Source organism: Arcobacter vandammei (assembly GCF_016106035.1).
GTDB lineage: Bacteria > Campylobacterota > Campylobacteria > Campylobacterales > Arcobacteraceae > Aliarcobacter > Aliarcobacter vandammei.
Window position 1 is genome coordinate 1 of record NZ_JADKPZ010000054.1, and the last position, 605, is coordinate 605.

The window sequence follows — 605 nt, forward strand, 5'->3', positions numbered from 1 at the left end:
CAGTAAAAATTGTTCATAAGAGTCCAGATAGTTTTTTAAAATCAAATAGTAAAGAAACTAAATCTAAGAAAGAAGAATAGTTATGAATGAAAAGAGATTAAAAAAGTATGAGTATCTATCAGAAAAAATAAGAACACAATTTTTTATTGTATTAATTGCATTTTTATTACCATTTATAGTTTTATATTTTCATCTAAATGAAAGAGCTAATGTAATAGATGATTTTAATAACAATAAAGAGCTTATTTGTAATATGAGTTCTTTAAAGATTGATGTCTCAAAAGCTGATAATTGGAGTGTAGATAAAAATAGTTTTTTTAAAGGCTCAACTTCAATTCCTGTTACAAAATGTGAAATAAAGGATTAAAAATGTTACCAATAAATAGATTAGATAAATTTTTATTTATTTGTTTATATAATTTTGCAAATTCATTTAAATTATATATTTATGTTTTAGCTATCTATATTACAATAAACATATATTTTGGAATAAATGATGGACAAATAGCTATAGCTTTTGTATTTTGTTTTATGATGTTAATACTTCTAGCAATTGACTTAAATGATAAATTTAAACGAGAGTTTAACAGATATAAAAAATATCT

Annotated in this window: 2 protein-coding genes; both read left to right on the plus strand. The window is 20.8% G+C overall.

All coding sequences use genetic code 11. From position 1 onward, the window contains the following. Positions 1–82: 82 nt before the first annotated feature. Positions 83–367, plus strand: coding sequence for a hypothetical protein (locus IQC44_RS11450; protein ID WP_198306485.1), 285 nt, complete (start codon positions 83–85; stop codon positions 365–367). A 2-nt stretch (positions 368–369) separates the two neighbouring features. Beyond that, on the plus strand, positions 370–605 hold a 236-nt coding region (locus IQC44_RS11455), incomplete at its 3' end, for a hypothetical protein (protein WP_198306486.1).